Raw genomic sequence first — 20,658 nt, forward strand, 5'->3', positions numbered from 1 at the left:
CTATTCGCTCCGGCTCGCCAACGCATTCACGGCGGCAACGGTGATCGCGGAACCGCCGAGGCGGCCCGCGACGGTCAGTGCCGGCACCGGCGGATCGGCCATCAGCGCAGCCTTGGATTCGGCAGCACCGACAAAACCCACGGGGCAGCCGATGATCGCGGCCGGGCGCGGGCAGTCACGGTCCTCCAGCATGTTCAGAAGATGAAACAGCGCGGTCGGCGCATTGCCGATCGCGACGATCGCACCATCAAGATGCGGCCGCCATAACTCAAGCGCGGCAGCCGAGCGCGTGGTGCGCATGGATTCGGCGAGCGCGGGAACGGTTTCGTCGCCGAGCGTGCAGATCACGGCGTTGGCCGCGGGGAGTCGCGCGCGCGTAATTCCCTCCGAGACCATGCGCGCGTCACACAGGATCGGCACACCCTTCTGCAAGGCGGCGCGCGCTGCGGTCGCCATCCCCGGCGTGAAGCGGATATGCGCCTCCAGGCCGACCATGCCGGCGGCGTGGATCATTCGGACCACGACCTGCTCCTCGTCCGGCCCAAAGCGCGCAAGATCGGCCTCGGCACGGATAGTGGCAAAGGACTGGCGATAAATCGCCTCGCCGTCGGTCTCATAGAGATGAGGCATCAGTGCCCTCCCATCAGGATGGAGGGATCGCGGACGATATCGTCGCGATTCAACCCGCGCAGGATGGGCGCATCGCGCGTGGACCCACCGCGCACCAGATCGAATCCAGCGCGGGTCGCAACCAACGTAATCGCCGCCGCGCCGGAATGGGCGCAGCCCTTGGCGCAGCCGGAGACATGAAGCCGTGACGCCGCACCTATGTTCGGAGCGAGGGCCGCGGCAAGGCCGCGCGTATCGGCATGTGCCTCGCGACAGCGTGGCGCACCGCTGCAGGCGATGACACGCAGCGCAGGATCGTAGGCCTCGGTGATCAGGCCGGTCGCGTTCGGCATCACGCGCGTGCTTTCGCTCAAAACCATCCGCCATGGCGTCATACGCAGCGCATGTCCGCAGGCGGCGAGCTGCTCGAGCGTTTCATGTGACAATTGTCCGAAGGCCACACCAAGCATCGCACCCTGCGGATAGAGCCCGGGACGCGCAGCCGCCATGATCGGCGCCGGCGCGCTCTCACCGCGCAAGCTTTCGGGCAACACGGCGCCGGCGGCGAGATGCGCCGCCATGCGCCTTCGTCCGTCGCTCGCTCCGCCGGAGCGGACGAACCAATCTGCGAGCGCGAGCGCAGTGCTCACGGCCTGTCCACGCGGAACGGGGCGGCCGTGTTTCGCACCATCGGCCCTTATCAAAAGTCCGCCGGTCTGGTCACGCTCGATCCGCACGTCCGCGGAATCGCCGGCAAGAACGCGCGAGCTCCCGTCATCGATGGCGAAGCCGAATTTGGTCGGCAGGTCGAGCGCGCTATCGGAAAGCGCCTCCTCGAGCTCGGCGGCGAGCGATTGGGTTTCGTCACCGGTGCGCCAGAATGGCGTCACCAGAATGTTGCGGCGGGATTCTGTGTCAGCATCCGGATCAAGCAACGCCAGTTCGGCAAGGCCGTCCAGCAGCAGCCCATGGCTGATCTCGCTGACGCCCCTGATCTGGAGATTGGCGCGGCTGGTCACGTCGATCAGGCCGTTGCCGTGGCGCTCAGCGAGATGCGCAAGTCCGGTGATCTGCGCCGCATCCAGCCGTCCGCCGAACGGGCGCACGCGGACGACAAGCCCGTCGCCCGATTGCATCGGTCGCAGCGCGCCGGGACACCAGCCCTTGACCGCAATCGCACTCATGAGGCCTCCCGCAGCGCCGCCGCGATCGAATTGCGGCGCGTTCGCCAGAGCGACGCTTCGTGCAACCCGCTGAAGCAGCTTTCCATTGCGGCAAGCGCGGCGGGATTTTCACGGGCCATGAAGCCGCGAATATCGTCGTTGGCCAGCGTCGCATCGTAATAGAGATCGAACAGATGCGGCGGCACGGCGCTAGCCAGATGTGCGAAGGCGGCCATATGCTCTAGCGTCGCGGCAATCTCGGCGGCGCCGCGAAAACCGTGACGCATCATGCCGGCGATCCAGACGGGGTTGGCAGCACGCGCGCGGACCACGCGGGAGATTTCCTCGGTCAGCGTGCGGGCATGCGGCTGCTCCGGCCTGGTCGTATCGAGATGATAAAGCGATGGCACGCCCTCGCCGAGCCTTGCGGCAGCGGCTGCAATGCCGGCTTCATGCGCCGCGTAATCGGCCGCGAGCAGCAGATCTGTTTCCGGCAAGTCCTGGACGTGGACGAAGGCGTCGGCAGATGCGAGCCGCGCCTCGATGCCGGCACGATCCGGCTTGATCTCGCCATCGGCCGAGAACGCCCAGGACGACGCCGACAGCCAGGCCTCACCGGCCGCCTCGCGTGTCTCGGCCGTGAAAGCATCCGGGATCGCCGAAAGGCCAACGCCATATTGCCCCGGACGCGGCGCGAACACGCGCGATACGCGATGGCGGTACGGATTTTCATCGCCCTCCTCATCGCGCGCCGCAAGCGCCTCAGCCGCCGCCTCGAACAATTGCGCGAGACCGGAGAAGACGTCGCGGAACAGGCCCGAGACGCGTAGCGTGACGTCAATGCGGGGACGGCCGAGTTCGGCCGGCGCGATGATGTCGTAGCCTGTGACTCGACCGGAGGCATGATCCCAGCGCGGCGCGAGGCCGGCCAGATGCAGCGCCATCGCAAACTCTTCGCCGGCCGTACGCATTGTCGCCGAGCCCCAGAGATCGACGACGAGGCCTTTCGGCCAGTCGCCGTGATCCTGCAGATGACGACGCAGCAACTCTTCAGCGAGCTTGATTCCCTGCGCATGCGCCGACGGCGTCGGCACCGCGCGCGGGTCGACGGCAAAGAGATTGCGCCCGGTGGGCAGCACGTCCAGGCGCCCCCGGTAAGGAGAGCCTGACGGCCCCGGCACGATGCGTTTGCCCGCGAGCGCGGCAAGCAGAGCATCCCGCTCGGCCTCGCCGCAGATACCGCGGCCGAACACATGCAGGCCATCGCCGAACTGGCTCTCCTTGAGGTCGCAGACGAACCGATCGATCCGCGGGATCGCTTCGGCCGGCGCAGCCGAGGTATTGAGGCCGAGATCGTCTTCGAGGCCTGCCGCGCGCGCCTCGTCGCGGATCGCGGCGATCAGGCGCTGGCGTCGGGCGGGATCAAGACCATCAGCGGTAGAATATTCGTCAAGGAGCTGTTCGAGCCGGCGCAAGCCTTCAGGGACCGCGGATGCTGCGAGCGGCGGCGGCAGGTGACCGATGGTGACGGCAGCGATCCGCCGCTTGGCCTGCCCGGCCTCGCCGGGATCGTTGACGATGAAGGGATAGATGATCGGCAGATCGCCGGTCAGCGCCTCCGGCCAGCACGTCGGCGACAGCGCGACGGACTTGCCCGGCAGCCATTCCAGCGTGCCGTGCGCGCCCATGTGCACGACAGCGTCAATCGCCCGCGCGCGGAGCCACAGATGGAACGCGACATAGGCGTGGCGCGGGGTGCGGGCGAGATCGTGATAATCGGCGTCGCGCGTAGTCGCCTCGCCGCGCTCGGGCTGAACCGCGATGATCGATCGGCCGCATTGGATCGCGGCGAATTGGAATGCGCCGTTGCGGCAACTCGGATCACTCTCCGGCGCCCCCCAGGCTTGCGCAAGGTCCTCCTGCAAAGCTGGCGGAAGGCGCGAGAGCGCCACGCGATAGTCGGCGATGCTCCAGGCCAGGTGCTGCCTCGGCAAGCTCTTGCCGAGCGCGCGGACCGGCTCGACGTCGAAGCCGGCCTCGCCGAGATCGGACACAAAGGCCTCGACCGACGCGAGCGCATCGAGCCCAACCGCATGCGCGATCTGGTGCGGGCGACCCGGATAGTTCGAGAGCACGATCGCCAGCCGCTTCTCGCTGGCCGGCTTCTCCGCGAGCAGCCGCCACGCCGCAACGCGCGCGGCGACAGCAGTCACGCGCTCCGCATCGGGCCTGTGCGCGAGATGTGAAAACTGCAAATCGGGATCACGATCCGCCGCTGACTTGAAACTCACAACACCCGCGAACAGGCGGCCGTCAATCTCGGGCAGCACCACATGCATGGCGAGGTCGCCGGGCGACAGGCCGCGCAGCGACGCCGCCCAGTCCTCGCGCCGCGCCGTGGAGAGCGCGACCTGGAACACGGGGCACGGTGCGGCATCGAATGGCGTCGTGCCATCGTCGCCCATGGCCGAGAACGCCGTCGCATTGACGATCGCGGCCGGCGGATTTTGCGCGAGGTAAGCCCGCAGCCAATCCGCGACGCCCACAGCCTTCAGCGAGGTGACGAACACACCATAGGCGTGAAACCCCTTCTCGCGCAGCGCCGCGATCAGGGCGTCGACAGGGCCGGTGTCCGCGGCGGCGAGATAGGACCGATAGAAGGTCACCAGCGCGCGTGGCCTGCCGTCGCCGTCTGACGGCGCGACAATCACACCACGCGCGGGATCGTAAAAGCCCATCTCGGGCACGGTCATCTCGCCGACGACCGGACCGGCGTAGAGGCCCGAGGCGAGCGCGAGCTGCGCGATCGCGGCTTGCGCTGCGACCGGGCCGCCGGTGTCGCAGAGCACCATCAGCCGCCGCAGCGTCGAGACCGGCAAGGTCGAGTACGCATCCAGCCGCGTATCGTCACGGCCATCGGCCGGCAGCACCGCCAGCGCGATGTTGCGATCCTTCGCCAGCTGATGCAGAGCGGCAAGGCCATAGGCCCAATAGGGCTCCCCGCCGATCAGGCGCACCAGGATGCCCCGCGCCTGCGACAGCGTGCGCTCAACATAGGTGTCGACCGAGAGCGGGTGACGAAGCTCCGCGAGATTGGCCAGCCGAAGCGACGGCAGGCTGTCGCGGCCGCGTCGCCAGCCAGCCGCAAACGCCGCAAGATCGGAATCCGAGAACGAGAGCACCACGAGATCGGCCGGGTCCTGGCCGATGTCTCTTGGCGTTGCGGTCTCCTCGAGACCGCGGCTCTCGCGGAAGACGACGTGCATCAGATATTAAGTCCCGCTCTTATCGCGACTTCGTCAATATCGCCGTGCTCGCCGATCACGACGAGTTTTGACTGCCTGATACCCGCGCCCCACGGCTTGTCGAACTGGTGGCGTACGCGTTCGCCGACTGCTTGCAGCAGCAGGCGCATCGGCTTGCCCGCGACCGCGATATAGCCTTTGGCGCGCAGCACGTTCTGCTCACGCGCGAGACGCTGGACTGAAGCGACCAGCGCATCGATATCCCTCACCTCCGGAAGATCGATCACGACGGAAGCGAAATCGTCGTGCTCGTGCTCTTCCTCTCCGTCATGATGGGAGGTGCGCGCGGCGAGATCATTCTCGGCCGCAGCGCCGAGACCGAGGATGACGCGCGCGTCGATCGCGCCGTCGGTGACCGGCAGCATCGGCACGCGGCGCGACATCTCGGCGGTGATCGCGGCCTTGGCAGCTTCGAGCCCTGCGGCGCCCGCAAGGTCCGCCTTGGTCAGCAGCACGATGTCCGCGCAGGCGATCTGGTCCTCGAACACTTCCGACAGCGGCGTCTCGTGATCGAGACTTCCGTCGGCCGCGCGCTGCGCTTCGACGGCAATCGGGTCCGGCGCAAAACGGCCGGCGGCAACGGCCTCCGCATCGGCGAGCGCGATCACGCCGTCGACCGTGATGCGCGAGCGGATCTCCGGCCAGTCAAAGGCCTTGAGCAGCGGCTTTGGCAACGCAAGCCCGGACGTCTCGATCAGAATGTGATCGGGCCTGACCGGCCGCGCCAGCAACTTTTCCATGGTCGGTATGAAATCGTCGGCCACGGTGCAGCAGATACAGCCATTGGCGAGCTCGATAATGTTTTCTTCCGGACAATTGGCATCGGCGCAAGATTTGAGGATATCGCCATCGACGCCTTGGCTGCCGAACTCGTTGACGAGCACGGCAAGCTTCTTGCCATTGGGGTTTGCGAGGAGATGCTGGATCAGCGTCGTCTTGCCGGACCCGAGAAAACCGGTGACCACCGTGACTGGGATTTTTGCGAGCGTCATCATTCTGCGGCCTCGGGCACGACGGCGATGGGGGGAATGCGGGCAAGCGACTGCTTGCGGAAGATCTCCGGACGACTGCGCCAGGGCACGATACCGTCGGGCGTCCCGGCATACGCCGCGGCGCCTGCGATCACGTCGCCTGCATGAGCCTCCGACAGGCGCCCATAGACGTAGGACCAGCGGCCCGGCGCACTGAGCGCGACGGAACAGCCCTGGCTGCAGGCCGACAGGCATTCGACGGGAACCACATTGACGCCGTCCGGGACGCCAGCGTCGAGGATCGCACCGTGCAGCCGCTTGCCCGGGGTAGCTTCGCCCTCTGCGGGCGTCTCGCCGGCGCGGCAGGTGATGCAGACGTGAAGTGTGACAGTCATCGCCTCTTCCAGAATAAACAGCGGGAGGCGAAGAGGCGCGCGAAGCATTCTTGCGAAGGCTCGCTTCCCCGTCGCGGAACACCCCGTCCGCCGGTCCAAAACTTCCACGCTGGCAGGTCTCCCGGCTTGCGGAGCAGGGCTTTGCCCTTCGATCCCCGCCTTCCCGATCCCCAGGGGATCAGTGGCTTCGGGCATCTCTCCGGTCACGGTCGCGGGGGCGGCTGCATTTTGGACCCAAATCTCGCCGATTCGGACCCTATCGCATTCCCTCTTCGCCTGTCGTAGGACAGGAACCAACGCTGGCCCACCATTTGCCCCCGGCCGCCTCTTGTCAAGCCGAAGGACCCCGTCAGATGACGACTGAACCGGATAGCCAAACGGCCGCAGAAGCCGATGCCCACCACGCGACGAAAATGGCGAAGATCAAGGTCGCCCGCGATAAGATCATGGCGTCCAAGAGCGGCGAAAAGGGCCTGATCATCGTCCACACAGGCGCCGGCAAGGGCAAGTCCTCCTCAGCCTTCGGCATGATCGTGCGCTGTGTTGCCCACGGCTTCCCTTGCGCGGTCGTGCAGTTCATCAAGGGCGCCTGGGACACCGGCGAGCGGCGCCTGCTCACCGGCCAATTCGGCGACCTGTGCCAGTTCCACGCCATGGGCGAAGGTTTTACCTGGGAGACGCAGGACCGCGCCCGCGACATCGCCGCCGCACGCGCCGGATGGGAGAAGGCCAAGGAGCTGATATCAGATTCCAATCTGCGCATGGTCGTGCTCGACGAGATCAACATCGCGCTGCGCTATGATTATCTCGACATCGCAGAGGTCGTCGATTTCCTTAAGACGCAAAAGCCGCCTATGACGCATGTCGTGCTGACCGGTCGCAACGCCAAGGACGAACTGATCGAGATCGCCGATCTCGTCACCGAGATGACGCTGGTCAAACATCCGTTCCGGTCCGGCATCAAGGCGCAACCCGGCGTCGAGTTCTGAAGACACACGCGATGGCGCGCGCATTGATGATCCAGGGAGCCGGCTCGGACGTGGGCAAATCGCTTATCGTCGCCGGCCTCGCGCGCGTCTTCACGCGGCGCGGCCTGCGCGTGCTGCCCTTCAAGCCGCAGAACATGTCGAACAATGCAGCCGTCACCCTCGATGGCGGCGAGATCGGACGCGCACAAGCACTGCAAGCACTCGCCGCCGGCGCCGAGCCGCACACCGACATGAACCCGGTGCTGCTGAAACCCGAGACCGATATCGGCGCTCAGGTGATCGTTCATGGAAAACGCGTCGCCACCGCGCGCGCGCGCGAATACGCGGCGATGAAGCCGCAGCTGATGGGCGCGGTGCTGGAGAGTTTTGAACGCCTCAAGGCGCGTGCCGATCTCGTGCTGGTGGAAGGCGCCGGCAGCCCGGCCGAAGTGAATCTGCGCAAGGCCGACATCGCCAATATGGGTTTCGCGCGCAAGGCCGACGTGCCGGTCGTGCTGATCGGCGACATCGACCGCGGCGGCGTCATTGCCCAGCTTGTCGGTATCAAGACGGTGATCGATCCGGACGATGCCGCCATGATCCAGGGTTTTGTCATCAACAAGTTCCGCGGCGATCCCACGCTGTTCGACGACGGCTACCGGCTGATCGAAGCGAAAACATCATGGCGCGGTTTTGGCGTGCTGCCGTGGTTCGGCCGTGCCGGCGAGCTGCCGGCCGAAGACGCGCTGGGCCTGAGTGACGCGCGAAAGCCGGGACAATGCAAGATCGCCTGCCTCGCGCTGTCGCGGATCGCCAATTTCGATGATCTTGATCCGCTCAAGCTCGAGCCTGGTGTCGATCTCGTCATGGTGCGTCCGGGCGAAGCGATCCCCGGCGACGTCAGGCTCGTCATCATTCCCGGCTCGAAATCCACCCGCGGCGATCTCGCCTTCCTGGGCGCGCAGGGCTGGGACATCGATCTCCTGGCACATCACCGCAGAGGCGGCCATGTGCTCGGTCTCTGTGGTGGCTACCAGATGCTCGGGCGCAGCGTCGCCGACCCCGACGGCATCGAAGGTCCTGCAGGCGACACGCCGGGCCTCGGGCTTCTGGACGTCGCGACCGTGATGAGAGCGCAGAAGACACTGACGCGTGTTGCGGCGTTGCACGCCGCCACGGCTCAACCGATTCAGGCCTACGAAATCCACATCGGCCGCACTGACGGGCCGGATCGCGCCCGCCCGTTCGCGAAAGTCGACGGCGAGCCGGAAGGCGCGATCTCAAGCGATGGGCGCGTGCAGGGCAGCTATCTGCACGGCCTGTTCACATCCGACGATTTCCGCAAGGCGTATCTCGCAAGGCTCGACATTCCCGCGGGCGATGAGCCCTACCACGCCAGGATCGAGAGCGCGCTCGATGCGCTTGCCGATCACATCGAAACGCACCTAGATGTCGAAGGCCTGCTCGCGCTGGCGCGCTGAGTGCTTAACGTGAAAGCGCCTCGGCGAGACGTGTCCATTCCGTCTCGCTGCCGGGAAGTCCAAGGCGCAACCATGTCGGCTGCTGCGTGAAGACGCGGGACCAAATCCGGGCGGTCGCCAATTTTTCCTGCATGGCGAGCGCGTCGGGCATCTCATAGAGACGAAACAATGGCGTGCCGCCGACGAGCCTCCAGGTTTGCGATTGCACCATGGCATCGAGCCTGGCGCTATCCGCTGCAAGCCGTGCTGACGTTGCCTTGGCCCAAGCATCGTCAGCCAAGGCGCGGCAGCCGATCGCGATCGCCGCTCCAGAGACCGGCCAAGGGCCGATGGTCGCGGCGAGATTGGCGATGTCGGACGCGTCGCCAAGCGCGAAGCCGAGACGCAGGCCCGCAAGCCCGTAAAACTTTCCGAATGAGCGCAGGATCAACAGCCCGGGCCGCCCCGCTTCCGAAGCGAGCGACCCATGCGGAACCGCATCGGCAAAACTTTCGTCGATCACGAGGCGGTCGACGCGCGGCAGCAGCGCCAGCAGATCGTCTGGTTCATGACACCGGCCGTCGGGATTGTTGGGATTGACGACGATGGCGAGGTCCGCACCTGCCAGCGCATCGAGCTCGCCGACCTCTGCGACATTCCAGCCGGCAGCCGATAGCACCGCGGCATATTCATTGTAGGTCGGCGCGAGGATGCGCGCCCGGCCGCGCGGCGCAAGTTGCGGCAACCGTTGAATGGCGGCCTGCGCGCCGCCCATCGCGACAACCGGCGCGCTCGTGTTATAGGCGTGCTGCGCGGCCCGATGCAGCGCCTCGATATCGGACCTCGAAGGCAGCAGGCTCCATGCGCGCATGCTCACTTCGCTGACTGGATATGGCAGCCGGTTGATCCCGGTCGACAGGTCGATCCAGTCCTCCGCGCGTCCACCAAAACGCCGCTGGGCTAGGTCCAGATTTCCACCGTGCTCGCGCATGCGATGTTCTTTCACGCGAAAGCCAGGATCGCAAGCACGCCGGCCAGCAACACCATGGCGCGGCGGTAGATCGTCAGCCCGTGAACGATGTCCGCGGCGAGCGGATCGCGTGCGGCTTCGTTCAGCCACGGCTCGCTCGTGACGCTGCCATGATAGATCCGAGGACCGCTGAGCCGCACGCCGAGCGCGCCGGCCATGGCCGCTTCCGGCCAGCCGGCATTGGGGGATCGATGACGACGCGCATCGCGCGTCATGCACGACAACGCTTCGGGTCGCCGCGGCGCCAGCAGCACGAACAGACATCCGGTCAGCCGCGCCGGAATGAAGTTGGCGACATCGTCGATCCGTGCAGCAGCCCAACCGAACGCCTCGTGGCGTTCAGTGCGATGGCCGATCATGGAGTCCAGCGTGTTGATCGCCTTGTAGCCGAGGATGCCGGGCAGGCCGAACAGCGCACCCCAGAGCACCGGCGCCACGATGCCGTCCGAGGCGTTTTCCGCCAGGCTCTCGATCGCCGCGCGCGCGATACCGGCTTGGTCGAGCGCGGCCGGATCGCGGCCGACGATGCGCGAGACAGCCTCTCGCGCAGCGGCGATATCACCGGCCAGCAAGGGTATTGCGACCGCTGCGACATGATCGTGCAACGAGCGCAAAGCGAGCAGCGGCCAGGCGAGCATGCCCACCAGCACGAGCCGCATCCAGCCCCAGGTCAGCAACGATTGAAGCGCCCAGCCGAGCGCGGCGGCGAGTGCAATCACGACAAGTGCCCCGGCCGTACCGGCGGCACGGCGAAGCGCAGGCGGATCGGAGGACCTATTCCAGGCGGAATCGACGGCCGCGATCAGCCGCCCGAGCCAGGTCACGGGATGGCCGATCCGCGCGAACAGCCATGACGGCCAGCCCAGAAGGGCATCCACCGCCATCGCCACCGCCATCGCACCCGCAAAACCCACATGCGCCTCCCGTCCCGCCCCTGTTGCGCAAACCACGGTCCGGGTGCAAGCCCCCGTCTGCGGATTTCGGCTTTGTCTTTGGCCACGTTTGGTGATTAGTGCTGGCCGCAGGAGACCCTATGGCCGTCATTTTGATCACGGGCGGAGCACGATCGGGCAAGAGCAAGCGCGCGGAAAGCCGCGCACGCGCTTTTCCCGGCCAGCCGGTTTATGTCGCGACGGCCGAGGCGCTCGATGCCGAAATGGAAGCGCGCATCGCAACCCATCGGCGGCGACGTGGAACCGACTGGATCGAGCGCGAGGTGCCGCTCGATCTCGTCGCCACGCTGGTCGCAACCGACGGCAGCGGCCCAAGGCTGGTCGATTGCCTGACGCTGTGGCTCTCCAATCTGATGCACGCGGAACGCGACTGGTCCCACGAAGTGACGGAGCTCGCCGCTACCCTGCCCCGCCTCAAGAGCCCCGTCGTTCTCGTCACCAACGAGGTTGGCCTCGGCATCGTCCCCGACAATGCGCTGGCGCGCAGCTTTCGCGATGCTGCCGGAATCATGAACCAGATCATCGCTGATGTCGCCGACGAGGTCGAATTCGTTATCGCCGGCCTGCCGATGAAGCTGAAATGATGCCGCGCGCCGAAGTTCTCAAAGACATCATCACCGATCTCAGGATCGCGACAACGTTCGTTGCGATTTTTCCGGTCGGATCGCCGAAGCCCGTTGATGATGGTGCGATTGCACGCGCGACCTGGGCGCTGCCCGTCGCCGGATTGTTGGTGGGGTTGGCTGGCGCTGCGGCCTACGCAATCGCGAGCAAGCTGGGATTGACGCCCGGCCCCGCCGCCCTGCTCGCGCTGGCCACGACGACGCTCATCACCGGCGCGCTGCACGAGGACGGACTTGCCGATGCCGCCGATGGGCTTGGCGGCGGACGGACGCGCGAGCGCAAGCTCGATATCATGCGCGACAGCCGGATCGGCAGCTATGGCGCCTGCGCGCTGGTTCTGTCGTTTGGCCTGCGCTGGAGCGCGCTCGCGGCGATCGCCAATCCGTGGTTGGTGACGCTGGCGCTCGCATCCGCGCATGCCGGGGCGCGTGCGGGCGTTCCGGCCTTCATGTCGCTGGTGCCGCCGGCGCGGCTTGACGGGCTCTCCGCAACCGCCGGAGCGCCACCGGGCCGCAGCGTCGCCATCGCGTTCGGCATCGGAACGCTCTGTCTTGCAATTGCGCTCGGGCCGGGCAAGGCGCTGGCCAGCCTCGTCCTGCTCTCGCTCGCTGGACTGATCCTCGCGCGGCTTGCCATCCGCCAGATCGGCGGGCAAACCGGCGACATCCTCGGCGCTTTCGAGCAGACCGGCGAGATCCTGATCCTGCTGGTCGCCGCAGCCAGCCTTTACGCGGGAGGATGAGTTGATGGTCGCGTTCGACGACACCTTCCGCCGGCACTTGCGCGAGCTGTTCGTGTGGCGCCGCGACGTGCGCCGCTTTTGCGCCGATCCGCTGCCGGATGGCGCGATCGCGCGGCTGATCGAGACGGCGTGCCTTTCGCCATCGGTCGGCCTGAGCCAGCCTTGGCGCTTCGTCACCATCGATGATCCCGCAAGGCGCCGCGCCGTGATCGACGATTTCAAGGCCTGCAACGCCGATGCGTTGAGTTGCTATGCCGGCGAACGCGCGGCGCGCTACGCCGGTCTGAAACTGTCGGGCCTCGAACAAGCGCCTGGCCACCTCGCCGTGTTCGCCGACAAGGCGAGCGATGTCGGCCATGGCCTCGGCCGCGCGACCATGCCCGAGACAACCGAATATTCCGTGGTGGCCGCGATCACCGCGATGTGGCTCGCCGCGCGCGCCGAAGGCATCGGGCTCGGCTGGGTCTCGATCCTGAGCCCGGACCGCATCCACACCATCCTCGACGTGCCCGGCACCTGGAAATTCATCGCCTATCTCTGCATCGGCTACCCCGAGGCCGAATGCGACCAGCCCGAGCTGGAGAAGGCGAAGTGGGAACACCGGCGCGGTCCGGACGAGTTCACGCTGCGGCGCTAGCGCTCAGTTCGCCCGGGAGCGACGGCGCGCAACAGCTTCGTCCTCACGGCCAAACAGCTCGACGAGAAAATCGATGAAGAGCCGCACCTTGACCGACAGATGCCGCGTCGGCGGATAGACCGCGTAGAGCGCGAGCGGCGGGGCAGAATAATCCTCCAGCACGGTGCGCAGCTCGCCGTTCCTTAACGCGTCGACGGCGATGAACTCCGGCAGCAGCGCCAGTCCCCTGCCCTTGATCGCGACGTCACGCAGCACTTCGGCATTGTTGACGCAGAGCGACCAGGCCGGCTGGATCCAGTGATCGCCGTCGGCGCCGGTGAGCTTCCACTGATTGCCGGTCAGCAGAAAGCCGTAGGTCAGCGAGGCGTGCTCGCGCAAATCCTGCGGATGCTTTGGCGTGCCGTGACGCGCGAGATAATCCGGCGACGCGCAGATCATCCGCGCGACAGCCACGATCTTGCGAGCGATCAGGCTCGAGGACTCCAATTCCGCGATCCGCAAGGTCACGTCAAAGCCGTCCTGCACGGGATCGAGCAGGTCGTCGCTGAGCACGAGCTGAAGCTGAAGCTCGGGATATTTTTCCAAGAACTCGGCGAGCACCGGCCCGAGCCGCATGGTGCCGAACGACATCGGCGCGTTGACGCGCAAGAGGCCCCTCGGCGCCGATTGGGCTTGCGTCACCGCCTGATCGGCGGCCTCGATCTCCGAAAGGATCACGACGGCGCGCTCGAAATATTGCTGGCCGCTCTCGGTGGGGCTCGCCTGCCGCGTGGTCCGGTTCAGGAGCTGCACGCCCAGGCTCTGCTCGAGGTCGGCGATGTATTTGCTGATCGCCGAGCGCGACAGCCGGAGCTGGCGGCCGGCATCGGCAAAACTGCCGCTTTCGACCACCTTCACGAAGGCCCGCAGGCTGGCCACCTTATCCAAGCGCGGGTTCTCGCGATTGGTTCCAAATCGTAGACATAGACGTCATGTTTGCATGGATTGTCTCCAATCCAAAGCGGAACGATATTTCCGCCCAGAGCAAGACCCGCTCCCCGAACTTTGGAGGACGACGATGTCCGGACTGCACCATGTCACCGCGATTGCCGGCGATCCCATCAGGAATTTCGGTTTCTACACAAGCGACCTCGGCCTGCGCTTCGTCAAGAAGACCGTCAATTTCGACGACCCCGGCACCTATCATTTCTACTACGGCGATGAGACCGGCCGGCCCGGCACCATCCTGACCTTCTTCCCCTGGGCTGGAGCGCCGGCCGGACGCCGCGGCGTCGGCGAGACCCATCAGACCGCCTTCCGCGTGCCGCAGCGCTCGCTCGGCTATTGGACGCAGCGCTTCATCGAGAAGGGCATCGCTTACGAGGCGCTGGAAAAGCGCTTTGGCGAAGCCGTGCTGCCGTTCACCGATCCGGACGGGATGGCGCTCGCACTGGTCGGCATCCCCGGTGCCGAGAACGAGCCGGGCTGGAGCAACGGCGACGTCCCCGCCGAGCATGCGATCCGCGGCTTCCATGGCGTGACGCTGCTGCTCGATAGCGCGGCCAAAACGGCCGCCGTCCTCACCGATGTGTTCGGTTTCAAGGAGACGGGTCGCGAGGGTTCGGTGATCCGCTTCAAGGCGGCCGGCGATTTGCACGGCAGTGTCGTCGACATCTACGAGGCCAAGGGCTTTTTGCGCGGGCATCAGGGTGGCGGCTCGGTGCACCACATCGCGTTCCGCGCGGCCGATGACGCCGAGCAGGGCCAGATGGCCGAGAAGCTCGTCTCTCATCACGGCCTGCATCCGACCGAGCAGCGTGACCGCAACTACTTCCGTTCGGTCTATTTCCGCGAGCCCGGCGGCGTGCTGTTCGAGATCGCGACCGATATCCCCGGCTTCGCCGTCGACGAACCGGTCGCGACGCTGGGACGCGACCTGAAGCTGCCGGGTTTCCTCGAAGCCCATCGCAAGCAGATCGAGGACGTGCTGCCGAGCCTGGAAGAGAGCGTGTCATGACCGAGAGTTCATTCATCCATCGTTTCGAGCCCGCGCGCGACGCGGGCTCGCCCCCGCTGTTGCTGCTGCACGGCACCGGCGGCGACGAGAACGACCTGCTCGGGCTCGGCAAGATGATCTCGCCCGGGGCCGCCCTGCTCTCGCCGCGCGGACGCGTGCTGGAGCACGGCATGCCGCGCTTCTTCCGCCGTCTCGCAGAGGGCGTGTTCGACGAGGTGGACGTGCGCCGCCGCGCGCTCGAGCTCGGCGAGTTCGTCAACGAGGCGCGGCAACGCTACGGCATCGCCGCGCCGGTCGCGGTCGGCTTCTCCAACGGCGCGAACATCGCAGCAGCGCTGTTGCTGCTGAAGCCGGACGTTCTCGCCGGCGCGATCCTGCTGCGCGCGATGGTGCCGCTGTCGGATCCGCCCAAGGCCGAACTTGGCGGCAAGCCGGTGCTGCTGCTGTCAGGGCAAGCCGATCCGATCGTGCCCGCAAGCAACTCGGCAAAGCTCGCCGCACTGCTGTCGGAAGCGGGAGCCGGCGTGACCCACAAGGTCCTGCCGGCAGGCCACCAATTGTCACAAGCCGACGTGACGCTCGCCCGCGACTGGATCGGCAAGGTGACGGCGGAAGCGGCCTGATTCCGAGAAGCGACGCGGGCCGCCGCCCTGCCGAACATCATATTTCTGGAAAACAACCCCATGCACAGTAGGCGGCGGCAGCAAAATCAACGGCTTACGTGTGCAGGCGATGAGCCGGTTTGACTCGTCGGGCAAAACAGGGGCATAATGCGATTATTCCGAAATCGCCGGCTGTACGAGATGAAGCTATCGTGATTGCCACTTGCGTCAGTTCGCGGGATGTCTCAATTCTACCGCTGCCGATCCCGGTTAGAAAACGGAGGCAATCAATGGCAACGACAGTAAAGCAGATGCTTGAAGCGGCCCAGTCCGCGGTTCCGAAGATCAGCTCTGATCAAGCCGCCGATATGATCAACGCGGGCAACACTCTGGTTTTGGACGTTCGAGATGCACCTGAAGTGGCCGCCAGCGGCAAGATCGCGGGCGCACTGAATGTGTCACGCGGAATGCTGGAATTTCGAGCGGACCCAGAGTCTCCTTACCATGACAAGAATTTTGATAAGAACAAAACGGTGATCCTTTATTGCGCTTCTGGCGGACGCGCGGCACTCGCGGGTAAGTTGCTTAAGGATATGGGTTACGAAAATGTCTACAACGTAGGAGGGTTCAAAGACTGGACCGGAGCCGTCGAGAAATAGGAGTTCGGGGATCGGCCACGCAGCGTGCAAGCGTGATCGACGCGCGGTCAGGCTACCTTAGTGCAGCGTCTGGTCAGGAGCGCACGCTCCCCTCATAAGCGCCAGCTCGTACTCTAACTGCTCATTGAGGAGCATGAGCGCTCGAAGCGCATCGCGCAGATCACCGTCACAAGCGGCGACGATCTCATCGACTGCCAGCTCATATTGATCCAGAGCAAAATTGGTGCGTTGACGTCGCATGGCAACGACATACAAACAGAAACGTAAGTTGATCGTGCCGACCCGCCGGTGATTTCCCCGCAATTCACAGCCTGCTGGGGCTGCCAGTTTGCTCTCGATTATCAAATCTAAATCCGCCCAGCCATCCAACAAGCTAAGCTGTCGAGAGGACCGAACATTCATGATCGTGGGGGCGACATGTACGAAGTCTATCACAGTGACAGGCGCGATTTGCTGGTTCTAAGCACCGGCGCGGCACTACCCGTCTTTTGCTATAAGAAGAAATGGCGCAAGACCAGAAGAAGGGTCCGGAAAGTCAGCGACGAGATCAAGTCAGCCGTTCAGAGACAGGGCTATTACGTCCGGAGCTTGCGTGCTGCCAAGGAGCCTTTGAGGCGTCTCGCTCCGCGAATTCAACTGCGTGATTCATATGCGGAGACAGACCCCTCACCGGTGTGAGTTTGTATCAACCAGCGTTGCTGCCCTGTCCCACAAGGGCAGGGCCATCGCAGATGGCATTTTGGGCGGTGTGAGCGCGCGCCTCGTCCTTCGAGACGCGCGCAAGAGCGCGCTCCTCAGGATGAGGCTAAGTAGCATCGGCACCCGTCGAATTTGCTGCCCCGTGCTCCGACCTCATCCTGAGGGCCCGCCAAAGGCGGGCGTCTCGAAGGATGGCCACAGAGAAATCTGCCTCATATGTGATTGGGCCCTACCCACAAGGGGGAGAGGGCACAACAACGGGCACGGGCTGACTCGCTCCCCTACTCCCAGGACCACGTCGAGAAATCGTTCTCGAACTGCGGGACTTCCTTCCAGACGCCTTTCAGCTTCTTGCTGATGACGGTGGGCCATTGCGGCTGGAATAGATAGGCGGAGACTGCGTCGGTTGCCAGCATGCGCTGGGCGTCGCCGAGGAGTTTGGCACGCGCCGTATCATCCGGGGTCGACACGATCTGCTTGTACAGTGCGTTGAAGGCGGCGTTGTTGTAGCCGAGGTAATAGTCGGGCTCCGTGATCTTGACGAGGTCGAACGGCTCGACATGGCTGACGATGGTGAGGTCGAAATTATGCGGGCCGTTGGGCGCGAACACCTGCGACAGCCATTGCGCCCATTCGACGTTCTCGATCTTGGCGATGATGCCGACCTTGGCAAGCTGGGCTGCGACGATTTCGCCGCCTTGCCGCGCATAGGGCGGCGGCGGCAGCTTCAGCGACAGCTCGATCGGCGCGGTGATTCCGGCCTCGGCCAGCAGCTTCTTGGCCTTCTCGGGATCGTAAGGGTTGATGCCGGTGGTATCGACATAGCCGAGCGATCCCGGCGTGTAGAAGCTGCCGATCGGCGTACCGAATCCTTCGACGGCACCCTCGATGATCGCCTTGCGGTCGATCGCAGCGAGAATGGCGCGGCGAACGCGGACGTCGTCGAGCGGCTTCTTCCGATGGTTGATGGCGACGATGGTCTTGGCCTTGGAGCCGCCGATCAGCACCGTGAAGCGCGGGTCGGCCTTGAACTGGGCAACGACGCGGGTCGCGATGCGCGGAAACGCGTCCACGTCGCCCGACAGCAGCGCAGCCGCCTGCGCGGCCGGATCGGAGATGAAGCGGATCGTCACCTTGGAGAGCTTGATCGCCGAGGCATTGCGATAGTCAGCCCATTTGTTGAGCGTGATCGAGGAGCCCTTGGCCCAGGCGCCAAGCTGGTAAGGCCCGGTCCCGACCGGCTGCGTCACATTGGTCGGCGCGCTTTTCGGCTCGACGATCGAGGCACTTGCCTGCCCCAACAAGAACGGGAAGTTCGGCTCGGCGTTTTTCAGGGTGATCACGACCGTGTCGGCATCGGGCGTGGCAATGGACTCGAAGCTCTGGAACAGGCTCTTGTCCTTGTTGGTGCTGGTGGCGACGGCATTGCGCTCGAACGAGAACTTCACCGCGGCGGAATCGAACGGCTCGCCATTGTGGAATTTGACGCCCTTGCGCAGCTTGAAGGTGTAGGTCTTCAAATCCGGCGAAGCCGTCCAGCTCTCCGCCAGCAGCGGCGAGGTGGAGCCGTCCTCGTTGATCTTGGTCAGCGTCTCATAGATGTTGTAGAGGGTGACTTCGGCAATCGCCGCGGCGGCGGCGTTGGTGGGATCGAGCCCGGGGGGCTCCAGCGTCATGCCCATGACGACGCTGTCCTTCTTGCCTTGCGCCAGCACCGGCAGCGGTGCGGCAGCGAACGCAGCGGCAAACGCGACGACGAATAGTTTCCTGAACATGCGTAACTCCCCGGCCTTGTCTGGTCCCAGCCTACGCCAATCCCGCCCCGGACACTAACCTTCCATGCCCGCTTGCGGCAACGCCATCACGCCTTCCGCCTTGTGGCAGGCGGCGAGATGGGCCTCGCCGACCCTGCGTAACTCAGGCGCGGCCTCGCGGCAATGCTGGTCGGCGAGCGCACAACGGGCGACATAGGGACATCCGGTTCCGGCCGCCGATTGCGACGCGATCGCCTGGGCTCCGCGCCGGCGCCGGCCGCCGCCGGCACGCGCTCGCGGCACGGCCTCCAGCAACGCACGGGTATAGGGATGGGCGGCGCGTTCGAACAAATCCTCCGGCCGGCCCTGCTCGACGATCCGGCCGAGATACATCACGGCGACCTCGTCGCAGAGATAATCGACGACGGCGAGGTCGTGGCTGATCAGGACGTAGCTCAGGCCGAACTGCTCCTGGAGGTCCTGCATCAGGTTCAAGACCTGCGCCTGCACCGAGACGTCCAGCGCCGAGACCGGCTCGTCGGCGACGATCAGCTTCGGCTGGGTGATCAGCGCGCGCGCGATCGCGATGCGCTGGCGCTGGCCGCCGGAAAACTCGTGCGGATATTTGTCCATGTCGGCATCGCGCAAGCCGACCTGCCGCAGCACCGCGGCGACGCGGTCGCGGAACGTGGTGCGGTCGGCCTCCTCCAGCACGGTGAGAGGTTCGGCGACGATGCGTGCGATGGTCTGGCGTGGATCGAGCGAGCCGTAGGGATCCTGGAACACCATCTGGAAATCGCGCCGCGCGCGGCGCAGCTCGTCTGCGGAGATCTGGTTGAGGTCGCGCCCGAGCATGGCGACCTGCCCTGATGTGGGCCGCTCCAGCGCCATCACCACCCGCGCGAAGGTCGACTTGCCCGAGCCGGACTCGCCGACAATCCCAAGGCTCTTGCCGGCAGCGACCTGCACGCTGACGCCGTTGAGCGCGCGCACCTGCCCCGGCGGACGGAACAGGCTTTCGCGCGGCAGCGTATAGCGCTGCTCGAGATTCTTCACGTCGAGAAGCGGCCCGGTGCTCATGCGGACAGCGCTCCGACGCGATCGGCCATCGAAACATCCGTCCTGATGCAGCGGACGCCATGGCCGGGTCCGACTTCGACCAGCGGCGGAAGTGCGGCGCGACATCGATCGATCACGAGCGGACAACGATCGGAAAAAGTGCAGCCGGAGGGCAGATCGGCGAGCTCCGGCACCGTGCCCGAGATCGTCGTCAGCCGCGTTCCCTTGCGCGCGCCGAGCTTCGGCCGGGCGCGGAACAGGCCCTGCGTGTAGGGATGCCCCATCCGCCGGAACACCTCGTCGGTCGGCCCGCTCTCGACGACGGTGCCGCCATACATCACCATCATGCGCTGCACGTTCTCGGCGATGACGCCGAGATCGTGCGAGATCAGGATCATCGACATGCCGCGTTCCTCGACGAGATCGGCGATGAGATCGAGGATCTGGCCCTGGATGGTGACGTCGAGCGCGGTGGTCGGCTCGTCCGCGATCAAGAGATCGGGCTCGCAGGCGAGCGCCATCGCGATGGTGACGCGCTGACGCTGGCCGCCGGAAAACTGGTGCGGATAGGCATCGATGCGCTTGGCAGGATCCGGCAGCCCGACCCGGTCGAGCAAGGCGATCGCCTCCCGCCGTGCCTGTGCGGCCGAATAGTTCTTGTGACGCCGCAACGGCTCGGCGACCTGATGGCCGATCGTGTGCATCGGGTTGAGCGCGGTTATCGGCTCCTGGAAGATCATGCTGATGCGGTTGCCGCGCAGACCGCAATAATCAGCATCCGACAGTCCGATGAGCTCGCTGCCGTCGAGCTTGATGCTGCCCGAGACCACGGCGCTGTCCGGCAACAACCCCATCAGCGACAGCGCGGTGACCGACTTGCCGCAACCGGATTCGCCGACCAGCCCGAGCGTCTCGCCGCGCTTGAGGGCGAAGCTGACGCCGCGCACGGCCTGCGCCGGCCCGCGGCTGGTGTTGAGGCGGACGCCGAGATTGACGACGTCGATCAGCGGCATGGTTGCGGGATCAGCCATC

General features: G+C 65.5%; 20 protein-coding genes and 1 riboswitch. Of the genes, 8 read left to right on the forward strand and 12 right to left on the reverse strand.

The genetic code is table 11. From position 1 onward, the window contains the following. From AC0L2O_RS31425 to AC0L2O_RS31445, 5 genes are read right to left on the reverse strand one after another with little or no spacing between them, the layout of a single operon-like run. Complete coding sequence (locus AC0L2O_RS31425; RefSeq protein WP_473372494.1) at positions 1-630, reverse strand: precorrin-8X methylmutase; 630 nt, start codon at positions 628-630, stop codon at positions 1-3. Beyond that, positions 630-1,793 carry a precorrin-3B synthase gene (cobG, locus tag AC0L2O_RS31430; protein WP_473372495.1) on the reverse strand — a complete coding sequence of 388 codons (1,164 nt, stop codon included), beginning with the start codon at positions 1,791-1,793 and terminating at the stop codon, positions 630-632. Before cobG ends, AC0L2O_RS31425 begins: the two co-directional genes overlap by 1 nt. Then, on the reverse strand, positions 1,790-5,038 hold the full coding sequence (gene cobN / locus AC0L2O_RS31435; protein WP_473372496.1) for a cobaltochelatase subunit CobN: 3,249 nt from the start codon (positions 5,036-5,038) through the stop codon (positions 1,790-1,792). The genes cobG and cobN overlap by 4 nt, the downstream gene beginning before the upstream one ends. Beyond that, complete coding sequence (gene cobW / locus AC0L2O_RS31440; RefSeq protein WP_473372497.1) at positions 5,038-6,072, reverse strand: cobalamin biosynthesis protein CobW; 1,035 nt, start codon at positions 6,070-6,072, stop codon at positions 5,038-5,040. The genes cobN and cobW overlap by 1 nt, the downstream gene beginning before the upstream one ends. After that, on the reverse strand, positions 6,069-6,443 hold the full coding sequence (locus tag AC0L2O_RS31445; RefSeq protein ID WP_473372498.1) for a DUF1636 family protein: 375 nt from the start codon (positions 6,441-6,443) through the stop codon (positions 6,069-6,071). Before AC0L2O_RS31445 ends, cobW begins: the two co-directional genes overlap by 4 nt. A gap of 94 nt (positions 6,444-6,537) precedes the next feature. Next, a riboswitch (cobalamin riboswitch) is annotated at positions 6,538-6,756 on the reverse strand. A gap of 40 nt (positions 6,757-6,796) precedes the next feature. On the opposite strand from AC0L2O_RS31445, the gene cobO reads away from it, so the two are divergent. Together cobO and AC0L2O_RS31455 are read left to right on the forward strand one after the other, a co-directional pair. Then, a complete protein-coding gene (gene cobO, locus AC0L2O_RS31450) occupies positions 6,797-7,432 on the forward strand; it encodes a cob(I)yrinic acid a,c-diamide adenosyltransferase (RefSeq protein WP_473372499.1) in 636 nt (211 codons plus the stop codon). Between the two features lie 11 nt (positions 7,433-7,443). Further along, positions 7,444-8,892, forward strand: coding sequence for a cobyric acid synthase (locus AC0L2O_RS31455; RefSeq protein WP_473372500.1), 1,449 nt, complete (start codon positions 7,444-7,446; stop codon positions 8,890-8,892). Positions 8,893-8,896: 4 nt separating this feature from the next. On the opposite strand, the gene cobD is transcribed toward AC0L2O_RS31455, so the two are convergent. Then, entirely contained in the window at positions 8,897-9,862 is a 966-nt protein-coding gene (cobD, locus tag AC0L2O_RS31460) for a threonine-phosphate decarboxylase CobD (RefSeq protein ID WP_473372501.1), read from the reverse strand. 11 nt (positions 9,863-9,873) lie between these two features. Continuing rightward, positions 9,874-10,815 carry an adenosylcobinamide-phosphate synthase CbiB gene (cbiB, locus tag AC0L2O_RS31465; protein WP_473372502.1) on the reverse strand — a complete coding sequence of 314 codons (942 nt, stop codon included), beginning with the start codon at positions 10,813-10,815 and terminating at the stop codon, positions 9,874-9,876. 119 nt (positions 10,816-10,934) lie between these two features. Between cbiB and cobU the strand changes: the two genes are divergently transcribed. The 3 genes from cobU to bluB are packed head-to-tail and all read left to right on the forward strand — an operon-like array spanning position 10,935 to position 12,857. Next, positions 10,935-11,438 (forward strand): bifunctional adenosylcobinamide kinase/adenosylcobinamide-phosphate guanylyltransferase, encoded by a 504-nt coding sequence (gene cobU, locus AC0L2O_RS31470; protein WP_473372503.1) that lies wholly within the window; start codon positions 10,935-10,937, stop codon positions 11,436-11,438. Next, on the forward strand, positions 11,435-12,220 hold the full coding sequence (cobS, locus tag AC0L2O_RS31475; RefSeq protein ID WP_473372504.1) for an adenosylcobinamide-GDP ribazoletransferase: 786 nt from the start codon (positions 11,435-11,437) through the stop codon (positions 12,218-12,220). Before cobU ends, cobS begins: the two co-directional genes overlap by 4 nt. 4 nt (positions 12,221-12,224) lie before the next feature. Next, a complete protein-coding gene (bluB, locus tag AC0L2O_RS31480; protein ID WP_473372505.1) occupies positions 12,225-12,857 on the forward strand; it encodes a 5,6-dimethylbenzimidazole synthase in 633 nt (210 codons plus the stop codon). Between the two features lie 3 nt (positions 12,858-12,860). Here bluB and AC0L2O_RS31485 read toward each other — a convergent pair whose 3' ends face one another. Continuing rightward, a complete protein-coding gene (locus tag AC0L2O_RS31485) occupies positions 12,861-13,784 on the reverse strand; it encodes a LysR family transcriptional regulator (RefSeq protein WP_473372506.1) in 924 nt (307 codons plus the stop codon). A 130-nt stretch (positions 13,785-13,914) separates the two neighbouring features. On the opposite strand from AC0L2O_RS31485, the gene AC0L2O_RS31490 reads away from it, so the two are divergent. From AC0L2O_RS31490 to AC0L2O_RS31500, 3 genes are all read left to right on the forward strand, one after another. Next, positions 13,915-14,853: a ring-cleaving dioxygenase gene (locus AC0L2O_RS31490; protein WP_473372507.1), complete on the forward strand. Its 939-nt coding sequence runs from the start codon at positions 13,915-13,917 to the stop codon at positions 14,851-14,853. After that, positions 14,850-15,476: an alpha/beta hydrolase gene (locus AC0L2O_RS31495; RefSeq protein WP_473372508.1), complete on the forward strand. Its 627-nt coding sequence runs from the start codon at positions 14,850-14,852 to the stop codon at positions 15,474-15,476. Before AC0L2O_RS31490 ends, AC0L2O_RS31495 begins: the two co-directional genes overlap by 4 nt. 269 nt (positions 15,477-15,745) lie before the next feature. Beyond that, on the forward strand, positions 15,746-16,114 hold the full coding sequence (locus tag AC0L2O_RS31500; protein WP_409189397.1) for a rhodanese-like domain-containing protein: 369 nt from the start codon (positions 15,746-15,748) through the stop codon (positions 16,112-16,114). Between the two features lie 57 nt (positions 16,115-16,171). Here the strand turns inward: AC0L2O_RS31500 and AC0L2O_RS31505 are convergent, their stop codons facing one another. The 4 genes from AC0L2O_RS31505 to AC0L2O_RS31520 form a co-directional block, all read right to left on the reverse strand. Beyond that, complete coding sequence (locus AC0L2O_RS31505) at positions 16,172-16,354, reverse strand: hypothetical protein (protein ID WP_369726467.1); 183 nt, start codon at positions 16,352-16,354, stop codon at positions 16,172-16,174. 740 nt (positions 16,355-17,094) lie between these two features. Further along, positions 17,095-18,588: an ABC transporter substrate-binding protein gene (locus AC0L2O_RS31510; protein WP_473372509.1), complete on the reverse strand. Its 1,494-nt coding sequence runs from the start codon at positions 18,586-18,588 to the stop codon at positions 17,095-17,097. A 54-nt stretch (positions 18,589-18,642) separates the two neighbouring features. Continuing rightward, positions 18,643-19,647, reverse strand: coding sequence for an ABC transporter ATP-binding protein (locus AC0L2O_RS31515; RefSeq protein WP_473372510.1), 1,005 nt, complete (start codon positions 19,645-19,647; stop codon positions 18,643-18,645). Continuing rightward, positions 19,644-20,657, reverse strand: a complete 1,014-nt coding sequence (locus tag AC0L2O_RS31520; RefSeq protein ID WP_473372511.1) for an ABC transporter ATP-binding protein — start codon at positions 20,655-20,657, stop codon at positions 19,644-19,646. The genes AC0L2O_RS31515 and AC0L2O_RS31520 overlap by 4 nt, the downstream gene beginning before the upstream one ends. Between the last annotated feature and the right edge of the window lies 1 nt (position 20,658).

The sequence above is a fragment of the Bradyrhizobium sp. Kon10 genome (assembly GCF_055807395.1).